This is a genomic window from Paenibacillus tritici (genome assembly GCF_018207515.1).
In the GTDB taxonomy this organism is placed as follows: Bacteria; Bacillota; Bacilli; order Paenibacillales; family Paenibacillaceae; genus Paenibacillus_AQ; species Paenibacillus_AQ tritici.
Window position 1 is genome coordinate 1,623,334 of record NZ_CP073365.1, and the last position, 15,718, is coordinate 1,639,051.

14 protein-coding genes and 2 pseudogenes are annotated in these 15,718 nt (G+C 39.8%); 13 read left to right on the forward strand and 3 right to left on the reverse strand.

Features of this window, described 5'->3' with window-relative positions:
* Positions 1-25 precede the first annotated feature (25 nt).
* From KDC22_RS06975 to KDC22_RS06995, 5 genes are all read left to right on the forward strand, one after another.
* Positions 26-1,333, forward strand: a complete 1,308-nt coding sequence (locus KDC22_RS06975) for a DUF2399 domain-containing protein (protein WP_211722499.1) — start codon at positions 26-28, stop codon at positions 1,331-1,333.
* Positions 1,309-2,763, forward strand: coding sequence for a hypothetical protein (locus KDC22_RS06980; RefSeq protein ID WP_211722500.1), 1,455 nt, complete (start codon positions 1,309-1,311; stop codon positions 2,761-2,763). The genes KDC22_RS06975 and KDC22_RS06980 overlap by 25 nt, the downstream gene beginning before the upstream one ends.
* Positions 2,764-2,788: 25 nt before the next feature.
* On the forward strand, positions 2,789-3,421 hold the full coding sequence (locus tag KDC22_RS06985; protein WP_246553673.1) for a hypothetical protein: 633 nt from the start codon (positions 2,789-2,791) through the stop codon (positions 3,419-3,421).
* A 248-nt stretch (positions 3,422-3,669) separates the two neighbouring features.
* The gene (locus KDC22_RS06990) at positions 3,670-6,642 is read left to right on the forward strand and encodes a coiled-coil domain-containing protein (protein WP_343221942.1); all 2,973 of its coding nucleotides are present in this window, start codon (positions 3,670-3,672) and stop codon (positions 6,640-6,642) included.
* Between the two features lie 154 nt (positions 6,643-6,796).
* Positions 6,797-6,976 (forward strand): hypothetical protein, encoded by a 180-nt coding sequence (locus KDC22_RS06995; protein WP_211724292.1) that lies wholly within the window; start codon positions 6,797-6,799, stop codon positions 6,974-6,976.
* 173 nt (positions 6,977-7,149) lie between these two features.
* On the opposite strand, the gene KDC22_RS07000 is transcribed toward KDC22_RS06995, so the two are convergent.
* Positions 7,150-7,677, reverse strand: a complete 528-nt coding sequence (locus KDC22_RS07000) for an ATPase (RefSeq protein WP_246553346.1) — start codon at positions 7,675-7,677, stop codon at positions 7,150-7,152.
* A 15-nt stretch (positions 7,678-7,692) separates the two neighbouring features.
* Between KDC22_RS07000 and KDC22_RS07005 the strand changes: the two are divergent.
* Positions 7,693-8,144 (forward strand): annotated as a pseudogene (locus tag KDC22_RS07005) (sigma-70 family RNA polymerase sigma factor); the annotation flags it as partial.
* Positions 8,145-8,182: 38 nt separating this feature from the next.
* On the opposite strand, the gene KDC22_RS33965 reads toward KDC22_RS07005, so the two are convergent.
* Both KDC22_RS33965 and KDC22_RS33970 read right to left on the reverse strand, forming a co-directional pair.
* On the reverse strand, positions 8,183-9,046 hold the full coding sequence (locus KDC22_RS33965; RefSeq protein WP_211722503.1) for an IS3 family transposase: 864 nt from the start codon (positions 9,044-9,046) through the stop codon (positions 8,183-8,185).
* A gap of 160 nt (positions 9,047-9,206) precedes the next feature.
* Positions 9,207-9,374 (reverse strand): annotated as a pseudogene (locus tag KDC22_RS33970) (transposase); the annotation flags it as partial.
* A gap of 222 nt (positions 9,375-9,596) precedes the next feature.
* Between KDC22_RS33970 and KDC22_RS07020 the strand changes: the two are divergent.
* From KDC22_RS07020 to KDC22_RS07050, 7 genes are all read left to right on the forward strand, one after another.
* The gene (locus KDC22_RS07020) at positions 9,597-10,079 is read left to right on the forward strand and encodes a hypothetical protein (RefSeq protein ID WP_211722504.1); all 483 of its coding nucleotides are present in this window, start codon (positions 9,597-9,599) and stop codon (positions 10,077-10,079) included.
* 127 nt (positions 10,080-10,206) lie between these two features.
* Positions 10,207-11,442 (forward strand): radical SAM/SPASM domain-containing protein, encoded by a 1,236-nt coding sequence (locus KDC22_RS07025; protein ID WP_211722505.1) that lies wholly within the window; start codon positions 10,207-10,209, stop codon positions 11,440-11,442.
* Positions 11,439-12,482 carry a radical SAM/SPASM domain-containing protein gene (locus KDC22_RS07030; RefSeq protein WP_211722506.1) on the forward strand — a complete coding sequence of 348 codons (1,044 nt, stop codon included), beginning with the start codon at positions 11,439-11,441 and terminating at the stop codon, positions 12,480-12,482. Before KDC22_RS07025 ends, KDC22_RS07030 begins: the two co-directional genes overlap by 4 nt.
* 5 nt (positions 12,483-12,487) lie before the next feature.
* Positions 12,488-12,664 (forward strand): hypothetical protein, encoded by a 177-nt coding sequence (locus KDC22_RS07035; RefSeq protein ID WP_211722507.1) that lies wholly within the window; start codon positions 12,488-12,490, stop codon positions 12,662-12,664.
* Positions 12,665-12,703: 39 nt separating this feature from the next.
* A complete protein-coding gene (locus KDC22_RS07040) occupies positions 12,704-12,880 on the forward strand; it encodes a hypothetical protein (RefSeq protein WP_211722508.1) in 177 nt (58 codons plus the stop codon).
* Between the two features lie 62 nt (positions 12,881-12,942).
* Positions 12,943-13,953, forward strand: a complete 1,011-nt coding sequence (locus KDC22_RS07045) for a S8 family serine peptidase (RefSeq protein WP_211722509.1) — start codon at positions 12,943-12,945, stop codon at positions 13,951-13,953.
* A complete protein-coding gene (locus KDC22_RS07050) occupies positions 13,950-15,689 on the forward strand; it encodes an ABC transporter ATP-binding protein (protein ID WP_211722510.1) in 1,740 nt (579 codons plus the stop codon). The genes KDC22_RS07045 and KDC22_RS07050 overlap by 4 nt, the downstream gene beginning before the upstream one ends.
* Positions 15,690-15,718: the final 29 nt, after the last annotated feature.

Consider the following 15,718-nt stretch of genomic DNA (forward strand, 5'->3'; position numbering starts at 1 on the left):
AAAGAGCTTCGGATAGGAGGCAAAAGTGCAAACTTTAGATGAGATCCTTTCGTTTCTAAGCCAAAATTATTTGAAAAAAGATGAGCAACTGGAGATGCCGACAACAATAAGTGATGATTCACTTATAGATATAAATATTGTAAAAAGGACTGCCCGTACGCTACGAAGAGTAGGGATCATTACAATGGCAGGGCAGTATGGCTTAAGTGCTCAAGAACCTCCGGAGCAGCAGCTGTTACGCTGGACAGTGGGGAAGCGCGCCCTATTAGATGACAACCCACAGACTTTTGACTTGCTGAGTAAGGGATGGATTGTGAAGGAGGTCCGGTTCAAGCAAGACGGGAAATCGGTAGACCGGATATATTACCGTATGGGGTATTTATTATATGTTCAATGGGTAAATAAGCAAAAAGACGCAGAACGGGATATAATAGATCAATTTACGTTGTATCAGTCAGAAGCTGCCTGGAGAATGGAAGAAATGATGTGTGTACCGGGCGAACGGATGCTTCAGTTAAAGAGTTTGACAGTATTCTTAACGGATAGTTTAGCGTGGAGTATTAGTACTCTGAAGGTTCAGGCTGTTTTCCCTGCGAATTGGGGTGTATCTAAACGAATCCATTCCTTACACTTTTTACTGGCTTTTGGCATGATTTCTTGTACCAAAGAGATATTTGACTGGAAAGAAATTGGCGCGCTGTATTACCCGGGTATTGGAGGATCTAAGGCATTTGATCCCTCTAAAATAGAGTTCCTTAACATTCTGGAGACGATAAGCGGTCAGCCAGCGGAAGCATTAGGAATGATAAGCGGAGGGCAGATTACGCCCATCTATTTTGCTGGCACGCTTCAAGGGAAATGGTCAAATTTCCAGGCAGGGCCTGTCCATGCTTTAACGAATATTTCCATCTCCCAAGACCAGTATTCAACCACAGCAACAACGTTATGGTTAGTTGAGAACCGGGCTGTTTTGACGCGGATGTCAGCAGAACCCCATTTCTTGCAAGAGACTCATTCTATGATTGTATGTGTAGACGGCCATATCCGAAGTGTACACCGGTATTTTATCAGACAATTAATGAATAGTAGCTCCATCGGTCAAGTGATCTTGTGGAGTGATTATGATGAGGCGGGGCTGCAAATTGCAGAGGAAATGTATCAGTCGCTTAGGGGACATGATGTGCGGCATAAATGGGTCTGTCCTGATCACTCCATAATAACAAGTTGGCCGGAGTATCAACAGCGCATGAGGGATTTGTTACAGTATATGAGGTTGGAACAAGAGATTGTGTTAGGGGAGGCAGAGGATTGGAGAAGCTGGATCAACCATTAATTTCGATATTTCAGACCGACGAATCCAAACCGGAAATGCATCAGGCCTTAAGGGATATTGCACTATTATCAGGAGTGCTGAATGATCTGAACTCACAGAACTTTCTGCAAACACCTATCGAAATATTACGGTTCTTACGTATTATTCAACTGATCAATGAAGAGGCCCTGGGACTGGATGAACCGATTGAGAACGGTGATACACTGTATTTTCGTTACCGGAACCGTTATAAGGACCTTGACCCGCCAAGCAAGAAAAAGGTTGAACAGATTGTAAATGTCCTGGTGAAGTATAACTGGATATCCAAACAAACAAGGCAGCTAAAAATGCGTGATGTAGGGAAGCGGATGATGGATACGCTCATACGACTTGCAAATGATTCTTTAGCCTATTACATGCATGATGATATTGGCCGATCGTTATTTCAGGCCAGACGGGATGCCGAGCTTAGTGAAGCCTATGATGATCATGGCATTTCCGGCGGCAACAAAATTGCCAGTATGATTCGCAATGTGGAAAATGCTATACAATTGATGAAGGAACGTGAATTAGAAATGCTGGCGGACCGTAATGCACTGCCTCAGCTAGAGATCATCCATCAGTTAATGCAGGAGCTTGAAATAAAGCTGACAGAGCGTTTTCGTAAATTTCATACGTTAGAGGACAGTCTTGTGCTCAGTCATTTAATGCAGGCAGGAACATCTGCGCTTGCCGATGGCACGAATCTGAGCATGGGGATGATTAATAAATATCTTAAATTTACGATGATGAAGCAAACGATGCTCTTGTCCTCGATAAATCCGGAAAAAGTCAGAATGTTCATTACACAAATGTATGACCCGCCCCAAGAATCCGACATTCCTAATGCTCATCAGATTATGAGCTTTATGGAGCAGAATGAATACGAAGGGGAGTCCATGGATGGTCTATGGATGCCGGTCAAATTCGCCGCGCCGCTGTCCGGTGCAGCCATTGGTGAAGCTATTCAATATCTGGAGGACTATGAGCCGCTAGTGGACAGGATGCAGGAAGATGTCCAGGACACTCAATATATCAATGAGGAGATTGATATTGCACAATTAGAGGAGTTGATGGGAGATTCAGAGTGGTTGCTGACTAAATCTATGATTGAGACGGCCGCCATTGAACGATTCATGCAGGAAGTGGAGCAAGCTCCGCTAGAGACGGTAATCATTGAAGCAACCTCTACGGAGTGGGGCGATGCGATTAATGCACTTACTGCGTTATCTGCGTTAGTAGGCAGCAAGAAGCTGACGATAGAGGAAGCGGCGGAGGATTCAGAATCCCAAGCCCCGCTATATGACAAAGAATGGGACTGGATGAATCCGGAGGATATTAATCAAGTGGTTAAACATAACCAATCTTCAATGAACAGGCAGAAGAGGAGTGACGATGAGCTTGACGGATGAATTAAATGTAAATCCGCTTAATGCCATGCAAGCAATCAAAGGCATGCTGACCGAGGCGGAAGAGATCGTGTTCATGAATCTTTTATTCTCATCCTCTGCAACAATACGTGTGGGCAATTTCGGCTTATCCCGGCGCGAGGTAGAGAAGCAATTAAAGATCTCTGATGATGGCGAACAGTTCAATTCGTTTTTAATACGGGTTAATCAGGCGGTAAGCCGGTATTTCAAAGTAATCTATGATGTGAAAAGAGATCAGGTGATCGTGATGATGCGGGTTCCTGCCCGATCGGCACGTAGTACATTGTCCAAAGAAAGTCTGGCCATTCTCTTGTTTATCTTTTATCAGCAAGAAGTGTTGCAGCATGAGTTCACGCTATTCGATCAGTTGCTAAATGCCCTTGGACATGAGACGACAAAGGCTAATCAGCGTTTGATTCTAAATATTGATCAATTGAAAAAAATCGGGGCACTCGAAGAATATGATACCAATTCAAATGAGAAGGCGTATACCATCACCGGAATTGGTTCCAATATGTTCTCGGATTCCTTTCTGCGGCGTACGGTTGAGTTCAGTCAATCCAATCAATTAAACAAAGAGGAAGTTCTGAAGTTTTTCAAAAGATATAATCTGTATCAGGAAGGAACTGACGAAGAATAATGATACCTTGGAAAATGTGGTTTACTGGCATCCGGGATTATCAACCAACGATGATGGACTTGTCGGGAAAAGAATCACATATCCTGATCACCGGCCCTAATGGAGCAGGGAAATCTACCATAACGTACTGTATGGGGGTTGTTTTGTATTCTTCCAAGGTAGATATAGAGGGTCTGAAATCCCGCAATCTCCTTCCGGAGGATACGTGGAAAGCTCATATCCGGCTATTGTTTAAGAACGAGGGAAGCATGCGCATTGATGCCCCTGCTTTTATAGAATTCTCGGTTTATATTCTGAAGGAACCGGGACAACCCGCGAAGAAGGAGTTCATCATTCAATCGGGGGATGATCCGGAGCAATGGGAGGAGACGATTAAGTATACTTCCGGTGACCGTCAATACAATTTCACTACGTACAAGAAGGACCTCCAGTACAAATACAAAATTGATCCCGATTTGTTCTACCTGATTTGGTATCAGCAGGAGGTCAATCAATTCGCGGTCATGGACCCGCAGGAGCGGTTTCGTATTTTTGCTGAAATGCATGGCATTGATCAGGTACAGCGCAACTGGGAAGAAAGTATGGAGAAGTTGAAGGAAGTACAGGAGAGTCTAAGAACAGCGGATATAAACGTGGCCAATAAAAAGCAATGGCTGGGGATGGCGAAGGTAGCGCTGGAACGGTATGAGGATAATCGCAAGCGCCTTGTAGAAGGAGGCCGGATGTATGCTGGGGCACTGCTGAAATTAGAAAGCTTTTACAAGCAGGAACAACACCATTTAGTAGCGAAGCAAGACCAATTGCTCGTGGACCAGGAAGCAGCGAAGGATAGCCTTGACCTACTGCAGGAACAAGCCGAGCGGATTAATTATGAGCTGTCGCAGGTCCAAACGGAAAATGAGCGGATGAATGAGGAAATCACTTTATTGCAGGAGAAGCTATCTCTTGTGAATAATGAAATAAATGAAACCACGAATGTTATTAATGAATTGAACCACCAGCTGAAGGAGCTGAATCAAGAAAAGTCTGGAATTACACGGACTGAAGAAGAGGTACAGGGGCAGCTCGCGGCCATCACTTTACAGCTTCAAGCGTTGAATAATGACACAGGGAAAGCCGAAGCTGACATTCAGGAATCTGAGGCTGTTATAGAAGACTTAATGAATTCAAGCTATATTCTGCATGCGCAAATTCAGCAGGATAAGGCACTGGAGTATGAACACCAGGGTCGGTTATGGCAATATCACAGCAGTTATGATGTGAATAAGAATATTGCAGCATTAGAGCAAAGAATTAGCGATTTCAAGCATGAACAGGACAGGAAAGTGAAGCTGCTTCAGGAATTAACAGAAGAGGGACTTCAGCTTGAGCATAATAGATTATGGTCTGAACGCCAGAGGGAGTCACTTGCGCTATTCAGAGCGAATGGAGTACGTGCCTATACCCTAAATGAGCTGATCGAATTAGACGATTCCGCACGGCCGGCAGCAGAGGAGCAATTCGAAGCTATTAAATATACAGTATTTTTTGATGGTATGCATGTACAGGCTCCGAATGATTTGTATCATGTTCCTCTGCGGAGTATCGTGCCGGATCGATCGGTTACTGACATTCAAAAGCTTCAGATTCATGTGAAAAAAGGCATCAGTGATGATGTATTCCCGCATGCAGTTAAAGCTCTATGGTGGGTAGAGCAATTCTATCAGGTAGGAGAAATACGTGTAGAGAAGGGTATGCTGATTGATCCGAGGGGGATTCGCGGGCCACAGGAGAAGAAGAACTATATCCTAAGCCAGAAGGCTCTGCAGAAACGCAAAGAGGAAATTCAGAAGAACACTAGCCAATTAAATACAGTGCTTGCGGATATCGAAGACTCCATTAAGAATGATACACAGACTATGCAGGAATTGCATGCGATTATTCAAGCTGTTCGTGAATCTGAAGCTTTCCTCACCAGGAAGCATGAACGTGAAGGACGGGTCACGAAATATACACTTGAGGTGCTGCGTCTTGACGAGCAGAAGCAGCAGCTTCAGGAAATAAAGGTTGTGCACAAAAAAATCCTTGAGAAACTGGTCAAGCTGAAGCATGCAGAGGAAATTTTGCAGCAGGAAGCGGATTTTTATGTGCGCTTAGGACAGCAGAAGGAACAGTTTGAAACGTTGCAGCAGAAGACGAAACACCGCCAGAGCCTAACTGCGCAACAGGATATGATGAAGCAGCAATCTGACACACTTGAAGAACAGCTTGATCAAATAAAAGACAATGAACGCCAGCTTAACCGCAAGCAGGCCAAGAATCATGACGATGCTGAACAGGTAACGCGTACGTTACAGCAAGTGAATGTTCAATTAAAAGATACAAATGAGGGGCTTGATGCATCACAAATAAATCTGCTTACGGCTATCGAAGAAATTGAGGATTTCAAAGGAACAGCCCGATTTATTTATGATGAGCTGATTAACGAGCTTGAACCAGAACCTAATAATGTCAAAAAAAAGCAGTCGCTGGTCAAGCTTCGCCAAGAGTATGAGTCCGGGAAAGTTACGTTTAATAATGCCAGATATGAAACGGGTCTTGATCCTGCGGCACCTGATAATTATAAAGTCATTGAAGAAGAGGTTCTCCGGCTGCAGGATGAGTATAAGCGGACAAGCTTATTGTTTGAAGAGAATCAGGAACGGGCTGAGACGCTCAGGGATCAATTGGAGACGACCATCAATATGAGAGTGCTGGAAATTCAGCAGCGATTCAAGAACTACATGAGCGGTTTTCAATTCGAGGGGCAGATTGACTGGAAGCAGCAAGAGGATCGCAAGGGACGGGTACTGTTCCATTTATTCATACGAGCCCGTAAGGAAGGGCACCGCGGAACGTTAGAGGATGTCAGTGTGAAGGCACGGGGAGGAAGAGTGGGCAAAGGTGTCTCTGGCGGGGAGGAATCGCTTAGTTCACTTTTGTTTGCACTCGCTTTGTTACAGAATCTGCAAACGGCCCCCGGCTTTATTGTAATGGATGAATTCGATAGTGCGTTAGATGAGCAGCGGAAGTTAAAGGTATTTGATCTCTATGCCAGCGAGCTTAAGCGCAAATTAATTATCCTGTCTCCGAAGTCGCACGAGAACTCCTACCTGGACCGGTTCTCCAAAGCGTACATTGTGCATCATGATCCTACTGTACCCTGGAGTAAAGTGACGGGGTTAATTCTAAAGCGTGAATGAGAGCTTAAGAGTAGATTAGCCCGTTAGAGTAAGCTGAACATTATTGGGTCTAACGGGCTGATTTGGTTTGTGAGGAATATAGGCTTTAGCAAAAATAAATTACACTGTACTGTGGTATACTCGATCTATAAGTAGAAGATGAGGTGTAAGCATAATGATGAATCTTACAAAGGACCTTGCTAAATTGATTCGGTTAACGGGTGACCGCGCGAGATTGGATGCCAAAGCAAATGGGACCTATATAGTCTATAAGACAGCTGAAGGACAAATCGTAAAAGAATATAGCACAGGAAAGATCGAAAAATTGAATGAACAGGATTTCACCTATGAATGAAACCATTGCAACGATGTTTGTATTTGCTGGTAATAATGGAAGTGGTAAGAGCGCTGGAGATCAAGTCCTCCATGTCTTCGCCGGTGTCGCCCGAATTTTTTGAGGTTATGCACACGGGTGTGATGTCAAAAAAATAAACCAATCACGATCGCTTCCGATTCGAATTGGTTATTTTAACGATTTGTATTAATCTGTAATTGTTTATCGATTATTTTGACCCATTCAGGTAATTCATTTAAATAATATTTTATCCCGCTTTGATCTGCTTCAAGCATAAACTCCCCATCAGCTTTACTATTATCAATAACAATTAATTGATTAATCAGGTCTAAGTGACAAACCAGATTATTCATACTTGTTATATTGCGCCTAATAATATCCTCAGTTTCAATATGATGCCCCCCGTTCTTTACTCTCATAGCTACACGTTCAATATTAAGCTGAACATCCCCTAGCCCCACATAAAACATGATGATTTCGAAACCTTGTTCCTTTGCATCTCGCATCTGTCGAATAACATTACCACCCGCTAGAGTAGTTTCTACAGTAAAGTCCCACTTATTCCGGATACATTCCCTGGCTATTCTTATGGCTTCCTTTCCAGCAGATACTTTACTCTTTTCAGGATGCCCATTATTAATTTTACGGGCCAGTGCATCCGGATCAATGTTTACACTTACCCCAAGCCGGTCAACAATCAAGTTGCAGATAGCAGCACGATCGGGCTGATCAGGGCCATCGAGAGCTACCGTCCGAACAAGGGCACGAAGCTGGCTACTTTTGCGGCCCGTTGTATCGAGAATGAGATATTAATGCATCTGCGCTCGCTGAAAAAAACCGCAAAGACGTATCCCTCCACGATCCGATCGGAACGGATAAGGAAGGCAACGAGATCACCCTGATCGACATTCTCGGCGCGGAAGCGGACCATGTGATTAAGGAAGTTGATTTGAAGATTGAGAAGAGCAAAATCTATCGGAATCTGGATATATTAGACGATCGGGAGAAGGAAGTCGTGGTCGGCCGCTTTGGGCTGGATACCGGCGGGGAAGAGCGGACACAACGGGAGATTGCGAAGGAACTGGGGATCTCGCGGAGCTATGTGTCGAGGATAGAGAAGAGAGCACTGATGAAGTTGTATCATGAGTTTTATAAGGCGAAGCGGTGAGAGGATAGGGTCTGGACCTTTGTCAAGAAAGTAGACGCTCACGCAACGGATTTTTCAGTACATTGCTTAGCAAAACGGATGGGTGAAAGATACCCTAGCGCGCCGTGCATTCGCTTACGGTTATAGTAAAATTCAATGTACTGGTAAATGGCTTGGTAAGCCTGCTCAGGCGTTTTAAAACGGGGGTTACAGTATATGAGTTCCTTCTTTAAGATACTGTGCCAAGACTCAATGCAGGCGTTATCGTAACAGTTTCCTTTGCGGCTCATGCTCGATTCCATCTGGTATGTCTTTAGCTGCTGGGTGTATTCAGTAGAAGTATACTGAGACCCTCGGTCCGAGTGGTGTAAGAGTCCCGCACCAGGCCGTTTGGCTGTATAGGCCGCCTGCAGGGCGTCCAGAACCAGGCTAGTCTCCATGTGGTTATACAACCGCCAGCCTACGATTTCACGCGTGCATAGATCCATGACACTGGCCAGGTACAAGCGACCTCCCCGGCAAGGGATATACGTAATGTCAGTCACCCATACCGTATTCGGTTTCAGTACTTTAAACTCTTGGTTCAGCGTGTTCGGTGCAATGGGATTGCTATGCTTAGAATCGGTGGTCTGTACGCGGTAGGGTTTAGATACCACCGAGCGTAGCTTCATTTGCCGCATATACACACTCACGGTACGTTCCGTGACGGTATAGCCTTCCTGGTGCAGCAACCGGGTGATTTTCGGACTCCCATACCGCATTTTGTGGTCGGCAAAATGGTACCGGATTCGCTCCTTCACCGCAGCCTTGTGGAGTTCTTGTGGACTGGGTTTGGCGCTCAGCCACTTGTAATACCCGCTCCTGGATACTTGTAGGGTTATGCACATCTTCTCCAAGCGATACTCGGAGCGATGGTCCTTCATGAACTGGAATCGGAGTTCCTTGGTCTGCTGAAGATGTGCACTGTTTTTTTATGATAGCCAATTCTTCATCCCGGTCGGCAAGTTGATCTTGGTGTTCCTTGAGCTGACGCCGTGCTTCCTTCAGCTCTGCTTCGAGCTCCCTCACCCGATCCACACTCGCTACCGGTTCATTCTTAAGCTCTCGATATTGCCCCATCCACTGATGCAGTGTGCTTTTCGGGATGTCTAGCTCTTCCGCTAATTCACTGAAGCTCTTCGTCTGTTCTTGAATAAATTTCACAGTTTCCCTTTTAAACTCTTCGTTATATCGCTGACGCTGTTCTCCCATGTGAACACCTCCGTTACTTCTATTATCGGTCCGTACGTTAACGGTTGTCCACAGTCTATTCTAGTCGCAGTCTGTCTTTTGACAGGCTCTTTTTTGTCGAAATTAAGGCATGTAGTGCAAAACATTTATGTAAAAAGTAGGATTTACATGTAATATATTTTAAAAATAATGTTATAATTTGGATATCGTTATCCTATTTTTGTGTAACTTGGAGGGGTGAAGGTGGCTCGAAGTTTCGGAAGTACAGTTAATAAAATCATAAAAGAAACTGCAAAAGCACAGCGCGCAGCAGAAAGATCCAGAAATGCTACTATTCGTGAGCAGGAAAGGCATTTAAGACTGCAACGGCAATACGAACGTGAGCAGGAGCGCGCAATTAGACAATCGATACGTGAACAAAAGGCATATGAGAAAGAACAAAGAGTGTTATACATAGAAGGGCGTAAAGGAGAAACGAATGATTTAAATGCTGAGATCCATTACCGCCTGAACGAATTTAAATCCATTATAAGTGAAACACTCAGTGTGGACGGGAGGTTTTCTTTAGAAACATTATATAAGAAAGATGAATACCCTGCGTACGTGGAACCTTATGTTAAGCCAGTTCCAGCAAACTCAGTACCGGTGAGAGAATACTCTACGGAACCCTCCTTTATAGAGAGGATCATTGGCTTTGGGAAAAAGGCGCGACTTAAGGTTATTTAAGCATATAAAGTGATTATTTTCACATTATTTTGAAATTAATTGGGTTAATATACAAATATAAAGTATATTATGTATTATAATGAAAATTATTCAATGACAAAATTATGCTAAAAGGAGTGCACATGTAGTGAATTTATCTGAGAATTGTAAAATTTTATTTAATACTAATCGTGTAGTTATTCTTAATAGAGAAAACGGAGCTTGGATGAGGATTTCGAAAGAATGCTATGACATCTTAGAAGAATCTATTAGAAATAATGAATCACAAGAAGAATTATTAATGAGATTGTATGATGACGAGGATAGAACATATTTTAAAAAAATTTTAGATAAGCTGGATGCGCTAGGTGTATTAGATCCGGAACATAAAAAATGGGGGGTTAATGATGTTAGCATCTACCTCACAAATCGCTGCAATTTGAAATGTTCTCATTGCATAGTGGATGCTAGCACGATAAATGAATGCGATAAATATAATACAGAAGAGATTTATCGGATTATTGACAAGGTTAGTAAGACGCATCCAAAAAATATTACATTTAGTGGCGGAGAGGTAATGGTTCGGAAAGACTTTTTTGACATTATAGAATATGCAAAAAGGTCATTTGATGGAGAAATAACTATAATGACTAATGGAACCTTAATTAATGAACAAAACATTAAAAAACTCGTTAAAAATGTAAATTACATAAGTATTAGTATGGATGGAATAGATGAAGATTCGTGTTCAATTATTAGAGGAAAAGGAGTCTTCTCTAAAGTAATGAGAAGTATAAGTTTACTCCATAATGAAAACTTTCATCGAATTAGTTTATCAATGGTTCTTACGAAAAATAACGAAAATTTAATCAATGGTTTTTTTGAATTAAATAAACGGTTAAATACTAAACCAATGCTCAGAGCATTAGCTATTGAAGGAAGAGCAAAGAAGAACGTAAATTCTTTAATGAAAAATCCAAATGTTGTTAGCAACCCTGTTTTTTCTGATACTCAAGAACCCAAAGATAAAGTAGGGTGTTCTTGTAAAGCGGGAATTACAGAATTTACAATTGATTGCAATGGAGATATATATCCATGTGATTTATTTGTTGAGAAGTCTTTTAAACTGGGAAGTGTTGATGAGTTCGAAGATTTGACTTTATTGTTCAATAATACTCAAAATTCCTGTATACACCCGATACTATCAGACTATAATCCGGAAAATTATCTGGCCTGTAAAGATTGTGATGTTAATTATTTTTGTTGGCGGTGTCCACATGACTTATATTCTTTGAAAGATGATATAACTGCTTTCACAGAGCGCTGTGAATTCATGAAACCTAGACTAAGAAAAGTAATATGGGCAGAAGAGGCGATATCATGATAGCTACAATTTTTCTAACAAATAATTGCAATATGGCATGTAAATATTGTTACGAAGGGGAAAAAAGTAATAATATGATCGACAAAAGTACAATTGATAAAATTGTTGTATTTATTAAAAAACATATGATTGAATTTAAATTTGAGGATCTCATGGTAGTAATTCATGGGGGAGAACCCCTGATTCCTTGGCCGGAATTAACTTATATAGTGGACCAATTTAAGCAGAATATAGATGGAGTTTACTTCTCAATAACTACTAATTCATTGTTGCTAACAGATCAAAAAATTGATTATCTTGTCGAGGAATTCCGCTATATTTCAGTTAGTGTTGATGGTGATAAATATTCTCATGATAGCAACAGGGTCTTGCTAAACGGTACGGGAACTTATGATATTATAATGCCCAAAATAAATAAATTGCTTAATAGAAGAGATGACATACGAGCAAGAATGACATTCAATTCTACAACAGTGGATAAATTATCTGGTAACGTAATTCATCTATTAAATTGTGGATTCAAAGTAATATCTCCTGTTCCGGATCATTTGGATGAAAATTGGGACGAAACCTCAATGAAACAGTTATCCGATCAACTGATTTCTATAACAGACTATACACTTGAAATGAAAAAAGAAAAGAAAGTAGAAGTGGGTCTGATTAATGAAGCAGCAAACAAAAAAATTAACAGTATTTGTTCTGGGGGAGAATCCTCAATTAGTATAGATACTGATGGTAGTATATACCCATGTACTCTCGCAGTCGGAAAAAGTGAATTTATTATAGGTAATATTATAGATGGTATCCAAAAAACTAAAGTGGCAGAAATAAAAGAAATAGGAAAAACAGAAAACGAAAGTTGCATAGGTTGTGCACGTGCTCAGTATTGTACTTCTACTAGATGTAAGATTATAAATAAAATTACTACAAACGATTTTCACACACCTTCTCCGATCATTTGCAATCTAGAACATATAAGCTGTGAATCGAGCAAATATTATATTGAAAAAGAAAAATATACTGAAATTGAAAGGAGGTGATAAAAATGAGTCTGAATGTTAAAAAAATATCTGATAAAGATGTAAACCTGGAAATAAAGGGACAAGGGATTTGTATTGATGATTGTGAGATTACTGTTTGGAAAGGTAAGACATCACATGGTACTTCGGGGTGCTGGTCGACAACGGGCTATAATAACCAATATGCTGGTAGTTTTTTCTAATTTTAATCGAAAATAAGGTGCCTAATGGAGGGTGATTTTGTGGAATTGAAAGTAAAAAAGATAAGTGATTTTGAAAATAATTTATCGATAAATGGACAAGGAGGATGTAAAACAGATTGTTTGGAATATAATGTATGGGTAGGGAAAACTAATGGCAATGATGGTTGTGTAATCTATTCAAGTGCATACACACCAAAAGATAGAGCTTGGTGGTAAAAGCCGAAAAGAAAAGATGGGGAGGATCGAAATCCTCCTCATCTTCATTATGGGGGGGTTATATGAGCGATTCTGATGTGATCATTCTTGATAGTGGGATGAAAAGTGAATTAATAAATAGAGAAATTACTCTAGGTGGCTATTATGAATTTGATAATGACTCTAATGACTTGCATGCCTCAGAAGACTTTACTGATAATAATGGTCACGGAACTGCTTGTGGGCTTGCTGTATGCAAAGTATCTCCAAAAACAAAACTACATGTTATTAAACTCCTCAATGACAATATTCAATCTTCATTTGTGAAGCTAATTGAGGCTCTTCAGTTTTGTGATAAGTTGGAACCAAGAATTATTAATTTAAGTTTAGCTACATTAGATGCAAGAGATATAAGTAAAATAACTTCCTTAGAGAATGTATGCGAAAAATTAACACGAAATGGAAAAATTATCGTAAGTTCAGTTTATAACGGGTGTACAACTAGCTGGCCCGCTCGCTTTAACTCTGTTATAGGTGTAAGAGGAGCAATTCTTAAAAATGATTCGGAGTATTGGTTCAATAAGGAAAACGAGGTTCAGTGTATTGCTAGTATGGTTCCCATTTTTACTTCCAGAATTCTAAATGAGAATTGTTACTTCGGTGGAAATAGCAAGTCAGCTGCTATTATAACAGGTTTAATTTCAAATATAGTTGACGAAAATGTTGGGATAAATATAGATGAGCTAATAGATATGTTGTCTGAACGTGCTACCAAAAACTATTGGACCGAGGATGATGTTAATACTTCTTTGAATGAATTTATTTTTGATACTGGTAAAAGAGAGTACGATATGGATTCTGCAAGGAAAATAATAGAACTACTGAATCCCTTATTGAATAAACAGATGGTGATTTCTGACTTATCTTTAAACAAGAAGTTGTGGGAAATAGGTCTAAGTAAGTGCCACGTACCAGTTATATTGAATTCCTTAGAAGAAATTTTTAATATTAAAATTGATGATGCAACTTTGAACTTTAGCACATTTAAATCAGTTTATAATCTCCTGGAGCTGATTGAGGAGAATAAGAAATGAAAAAAAAAGATATGATTAAATATTTATTTAAGGTAATGTCAAATTACAAAAAAATGTATTTAATGGGCGTCGCTTTTATGGTTATAAGTAGTATTACGGCAATTTGTATGCCATATTTTATAATGATGATAATGGATGAGGCTGTAGGGGAAAGGGACTTAAAACTACTGATATATTTTGTTGTTTTTGCGTTGTTTGTTGATATTATTCAGGAAGTATCAACTTTTTTCTCTGACTACTTTTTCACGAAAACTGGAAGGCTATTTGTTAAAAACTTGCGAATAGAATGTATTAAACATATACAAAGGCAGGAAGGAAAAGATTTAGTTGATCAAGATTCTGGAGAGACATTTACCACATTATTTTCTGATATTGAGAATGTTCAGCAAATAACTACAACTGAACTTGTAAAGTTAGTTTCAGATATTATTATATCCGTAGGGATGCTAATCTTTTTAATATTTTTACAATGGGACTTATTATTAATTATTATTATGGTGCAGTTGATTATAATATTTCTGCAAAAAATAATGAGTAGCACGGTTGAAAGACAAAGTGAACTGCTGAGAGATGGAAGCGGAGAGCTAAATTCTATGGTTCAGGAGATGTTGAGTAATATTCTGAATTTTATTGTTACAAACGCTAAGAAACTCTTTATGCCTAGATATATCCTTTCAGAAAATACAAACTCGAAAATGCTTCTTAATCTACGAATGATTTTCTCCGTTGGTATGAGCATTAATGGATTGCTAGGATCTATTATGACTTTGTCTATTTTAGGTTTAGGAGGTTATAAAGTAATTATTGGTACTTTAACCTTGGGTGGTCTAGTTACATTTAACATATATTCACAGAGACTGGTATCCCCTTTAATTAGAATAACCCAGTTTAATATGAAAGTCGCAAATGCTTTTGTTTCCTGGAAAAAAATAAATGACATTCTCGCCACAACTGCTGTTGAACAAAATAATACTATCGATTTGCCTCAAGATCATGGTGATATAACATTTAAAAATGTTTGTTTTTCATATGGAGAAAAAACGATATTTGATAATTTGAACTTAAAACTAGAAGCGGGTAAAACGCATGCTATTGTTGGAGAAAGTGGCGTAGGAAAAACCACTCTTATATATCTTTTGCTAAGAATATGGCAGATTAATGAAGGAGAGATAAAAATAAATGGAATAAATATAAAAGATATAGACATAGAAATACTTCGGGAGTTTATTGGAGTGGTAACACAAAACACATATATTTTAAATGACAGCATATTTAATAATATCCTTTTAGGACACCAAATAGAAAACTTTGATTTTGAAAATGTTTTATATAGTTCGGATTTGTACGGATTTGTAGATGGTTTACCAAATAAATGGGATACAAAGGTGGGGCAAAATGGAGTAAAACTATCGGGCGGACAAAAACAAAAGATATCGATTGCCAGAACTATTCTGCGTAAATCGCCAATCCTTGTATTTGATGAAGCAACTTCAAACCTAGATAATAAGTCCGAGGATAGTATCTTGAGTAGCCTGTTCAGAAATATGAAAGGTAAAACGAAAATTATCATATCACATAGACTAACTACTATTATCGAGGCGGATATTATTCATGTTATCAAGGATGGAAAAGTTATTGAAGAAGGAACTCATAGAGATTTAATGATTTGTAATGGGTATTATCACTCATTGTATAATGTTGGAAGAAGGGAAGACACTATAAGCTTACAAAGATAGTTTCTATAAAATGCAACATAAGGAGATAA

Coding starts and splice junctions, on each gene's coding strand:
- KDC22_RS06985 (WP_246553673.1), top strand. CDS start 2,789: ATGCAAGCAATCAAAGGCATGCTGACCGAGGCGGAAGAGATCGTGTTC.
- KDC22_RS06990 (WP_343221942.1), top strand. CDS start 3,670: ATGCGCATTGATGCCCCTGCTTTTATAGAATTCTCGGTTTATATTCTG.
- KDC22_RS06995 (WP_211724292.1), top strand. CDS start 6,797: ATGATGAATCTTACAAAGGACCTTGCTAAATTGATTCGGTTAACGGGT.
- KDC22_RS33965 (WP_211722503.1), bottom strand. CDS start 9,046: ATGAAGGACCATCGCTCCGAGTATCGCTTGGAGAAGATGTGCATAACC.
- KDC22_RS07030 (WP_211722506.1), top strand. CDS start 11,439: ATGATAGCTACAATTTTTCTAACAAATAATTGCAATATGGCATGTAAA.
- KDC22_RS07035 (WP_211722507.1), top strand. CDS start 12,488: ATGAGTCTGAATGTTAAAAAAATATCTGATAAAGATGTAAACCTGGAA.
- KDC22_RS07045 (WP_211722509.1), top strand. CDS start 12,943: ATGAGCGATTCTGATGTGATCATTCTTGATAGTGGGATGAAAAGTGAA.
- KDC22_RS07050 (WP_211722510.1), top strand. CDS start 13,950: ATGAAAAAAAAAGATATGATTAAATATTTATTTAAGGTAATGTCAAAT.